A 4,164-nucleotide genomic window follows, 5' to 3' on the forward strand; every position below is an offset into this window, starting at 1 on the left:
TTCTATTCAGTTGTTATAAAACCAATTTACAGATGCAGAAGTTGCACAAAATGTTGGTAAAATGTAAGTGAGCTTTTTTGCCAGGATTTATAGTTAAGAGTTTATTGATATATTTAAATTTAAGCAAGTATATTTAAACAACCAGTGCTCTATACACGAGGTCCATAAGTCCTGAATACTTCAGATCCTTACCATACATTTTATTCAGATGCGGTACTACGTGACTTAATTGGGCCTTGCATATTGAGCAGGGCCTAACAACCCATTGGGCGCCATGCCTAATCGCATCCTCGTACCAAAGCCTTGAGTATTGTATGGCTAGGGGCAGCATTTCATCAGCGAGCATGCCTCCCTGACCGCCGCAGCACCAGGTCTTGCCCCTACTGTATTCGGGATCAATCCATTTCTTAACTACGTGATTCATTATGAACCTGGGCTCCTCAGTTAAGTCACCGCCCCTGGCGTAGTAATCTGGGTCTTGGTACATGTAGACTATGTCGCCATTGGCCTCCGGGTTAAGCTTTATCTTTCCACCCTTTATCGCGTCGACTACTAGGTGGAATATATGCACGCCCTCAATACCGTACTCCCTAAGTCTTGGAACTACGTAATTCTTGAAGGCGTGCCAACCATGGCCACACTCGCAAAACACGGCTAATTTAACGCCGAGCTCCCTCGCGGCATTCACGTAGATCTCGCCTATGTATCTAAGGTGCCTTGGGTCGAGGAAGAGTCCGAAGTTCGCCACCTCAAGCGCCTTAGTGCTTACTGTGTAGTCCATCCCAATTGCATGCATGAAGAGTAGGTGCCCCTTGAGGGTCTCTATGTTCATGAAGAAGTCGGCTGATGATGGTAGGAGTAGGGCGTATGCCGGCTGGTCAACCTTAACCTTAATCTCAACGCCCTTCTCCTCCTTAATCTCCTTAATGACAAAGTCCAGTATGTTCTTTATGGCGGCTGGCGTGAGCGCCATGTTGTTACCCGTGCGTTCCATGCTATCTATTGTCGTCACCACGAACCTAGATGCCATACCTATTTCATAAAGTATTGATCTAACGGTTCTCGTTAGTGTTGCTTGATCAACACCGAATGGACAGTACGTTGCGCACTTCCTGCATAGTAGGCATTGCCAGTAGTATGTGTAGAGCATCTCTAGGTAATTCTCGTCGAACTTACGCAGGGCGTTTACAGCCTTCCCGAATATCTTACCGCTTGGCTTCTCGCCCTTTATTATTGCCCTTATTAGTTCTGCTCTACCTACAGGTGAGTTCTTAATATCGCCCGTGGTTATGTACGTTGGGCACACTGTTAGACAGGCACCACAGTGCACACAGGTCTCTACCGCTAACTTAACATTCCTATTACTATCAAACTCCTCAAGCAGTCTCCTCTTGAAGTAAGCGATCCTATCTGTCTCTGGCCCGGGTGGTTTGAAGTTTACCCTACTGTGTAACCTCTCGAGTAGTTTTGCATCAGCCTTGTGCGGCTTTATGTTTGATGTATCTCCATATCTGAACTCTGGGAGTTTGTGTGCCATAGTCTCACCTCTGTACGGACCTTACCTTTATTTTTATTGATGGTCTCGCCACGGTGGGTGATATGTATATGAAAGAGAATGGGTGCATCATCTTACTCCATGGGAAGTAGGCTATGAAAATCATTGCCAGTAATGCATGTACCTGGAGTAATGGGTCGGCAACTATGTAGCTGACGTTGGGGTGTAAGGTAACTAGGGACCACATCCAATTACTTATTTCATCAATATACGTGGGATGTGTTGGTGTAATACCTAGGGTCTGTGCTAAACCGAGCGCGATTATGGCTAGTAATATCGCAACCGCGAAGTAATCATCAAGGAAGCTAAGCGTTGTTAGGGGTATGCGTACCTTATACTCATTAACGAGCTTTATCGTTACCGTCCTACCAGTAATTCTCCTAGTGATGAGTATTAGTAAGCCCACAAGGGCTATTGTACCCGCAGTCCCGCCTACGTAAAGCGCTATTACATGGTGTAGACTAGGTGATATCCCAAACCACGACTCGAGGTATTTACTCGGTATTATTATACCTAGGTGCCCAATTAGTGCGATCCAAATACCCCAGTGGAATAGGAGTGAACCTATAAACAAGGTGTTGTCTGTGTCTGGCAATGTGTAGAATAGGAATATCCTCTTGAGTATCTCAAGGGTTATCTTACCATAATCATCCCCATTCACCGTGGCATTCACATTGTAGAGCCCCGTTAATCCCTTAGGCGTCAACCACCTAACTAGCCTATACACTATACCCACTATGAATATCAGCATTACTGCGTAGGGTACGTAGCCATAGAGTATGAGGTAGGCAATATTCATAGTTTATCATAATGAAACGCAGCATTATAGTAATAAAGACTGTTGCACGTAATACGTAGAAGACGAGCTCATTGCCGAGGGCATGTGAAATAAGGGGTATATTTAGGAAGGTATCCATCAACATTAATGGGAATTCAGGAGGAGGCTTTAGTCGTAATAAACAGGGCTAGGGAGGCTGGTTTCCTGGAGTTCACGGAAATGTCTGAGGTTATTGCTGAGGTAAGGGGTTCATCCGGCAATGAGGTTAACGCGATTCTCTATAGGGCTGGTGAGGAGTCTCTGTTAATAAATGCGGCTGAGGAGGGTGGTTACGTATCATTGGCATTACTTGACCTAAACCTAATCGAGGAGCTCGACATAAATGAGGCCCCAAATATTAGGGATGTTTTTAGGGACTTGGAGGATTTAACGACAAAGGTTGGTTACGAACTCTATGGGGATAAGTCGAAGGCACCCTTCCTATTCCCACTAAAACTTAATGAGGAGGAGGGCAGGGCTCTAGTCATTGTTGGTATTAAATCTGCCGTACCGGGGGAATTATTTAATGAGAGTTTCCTGGAAGGTCTAATTGAGGATCTGGAGTTCAATTCAGATGCCTATTTAAATCAACTAATAAGCGCGTTAAGGGTTTCACATAGTACGTGAAATAAATCATATACTAATTCAACATGGCAATGCGCTGATGAAGAAAATAGCGGTGGTTGGCGGGAACTTTTCAGGTATCGTTGTCGCGAATAAACTCGCGAGGAGACTTAGGTGGGAGATAGTTAAGGGTGATGTTGAGATTGTACTGTTCGATAGAAGCGAAGAGTACGTGATACAAGCTATGTATCCCCTGATAACCTTTGGATCAATGAGTGAGGAGTATGCCAGAGGCTCAAAAAAGGAGGTGTTGAACTCAAGGATTAGGTATAGGTTTGGTAAGTCAGGTGAGTTGTTAAGCATTGATTTGGCAAATAGAACCTTAACGTTCGCCGACGGTAGTAAGTACATGTATGATTACCTGGTGATAGCAACGGGGGCTGACTATGTCCCTGAGGAAGTACCGGGTTTATTGAAGGATTACCACACGTACTACACACTTGAGGGCGCACTGGAACTTAGGAATATGCTCCAGGGGTTTAGTAAGGGTACGATAGTTGAGTTGTTCGTGGAGCCGCCAATAAAGTGCCCAATAGCACCGCTAAAGTTTGGCTTGATGCTTGACGACTTCCTCAGGGATAAGGGTGCGCGTAGTAACGTAAATATAACGTTGCTATACCCAACTGATCACCTACACGCACAACCTGAGGTGAATAAATTGGGTAAGCAGCTACTTGAGGAGCGTGGTGTTAGTTATGTGTTCAATTTCACTGTATCAGAGGTAAGGGCTGAGGAGAAGGTTGTGGTTAGTGATAAGGGTGAGAAGGTCAAGTATGACCTGCTAATCACAATACCGCCACACAGGGGTACCAAGGCAATTAGGGAATCGGGGATAGGCGATCCCTACGGATTCGTGCCCTGTGACCGATACACTCTCCAGTACCGTAAAGGTAAGGTGAAGTATGACGAGGTTTACGTAATTGGTGACGCCACGGCTCTGGAGGTGGCTAAGGCAGCCTCCGTGGCCCATTACCAATCCGATGTTGTTGTTGAGAATATAACCAGTGATGTACTGGGTGTCGGTCCACGTAGGATGTATAGGGGCGAGACAATATGTCCAATGCTCAGCGACCTCTATACGCAGCATGGTAGGGGTAGGGCTTGGTTACCATGGTGGGATTATAAGGTCAATGAGATGCCATTTATAACCACAAGGTTTGGTTGGTGG

Annotated in this window: 4 protein-coding genes; 2 read left to right on the forward strand and 2 right to left on the reverse strand. The window is 45.5% G+C overall.

The window, feature by feature from the left end; all coding sequences use genetic code 11:
• Positions 1-133: 133 nt before the first annotated feature.
• Positions 134-1,537, reverse strand: a complete 1,404-nt coding sequence (locus B7L70_RS11940; protein ID WP_081228381.1) for a (Fe-S)-binding protein — start codon at positions 1,535-1,537, stop codon at positions 134-136.
• A 4-nt stretch (positions 1,538-1,541) separates the two neighbouring features.
• Positions 1,542-2,354 carry a respiratory nitrate reductase subunit gamma gene (locus tag B7L70_RS11945; RefSeq protein WP_238376245.1) on the reverse strand — a complete coding sequence of 271 codons (813 nt, stop codon included), beginning with the start codon at positions 2,352-2,354 and terminating at the stop codon, positions 1,542-1,544.
• 126 nt (positions 2,355-2,480) lie between these two features.
• Between B7L70_RS11945 and B7L70_RS11950 the strand changes: the two genes are divergently transcribed.
• Positions 2,481-2,999 carry a hypothetical protein gene (locus B7L70_RS11950; RefSeq protein ID WP_081228382.1) on the forward strand — a complete coding sequence of 173 codons (519 nt, stop codon included), beginning with the start codon at positions 2,481-2,483 and terminating at the stop codon, positions 2,997-2,999.
• A gap of 37 nt (positions 3,000-3,036) precedes the next feature.
• Positions 3,037-4,164, forward strand: a 1,128-nt coding sequence (locus B7L70_RS11955; protein WP_081228383.1) for an NAD(P)/FAD-dependent oxidoreductase, incomplete at its 3' end; no start/stop codon positions are given.

The sequence above is a fragment of the Vulcanisaeta sp. EB80 genome (genome assembly GCF_002078205.2).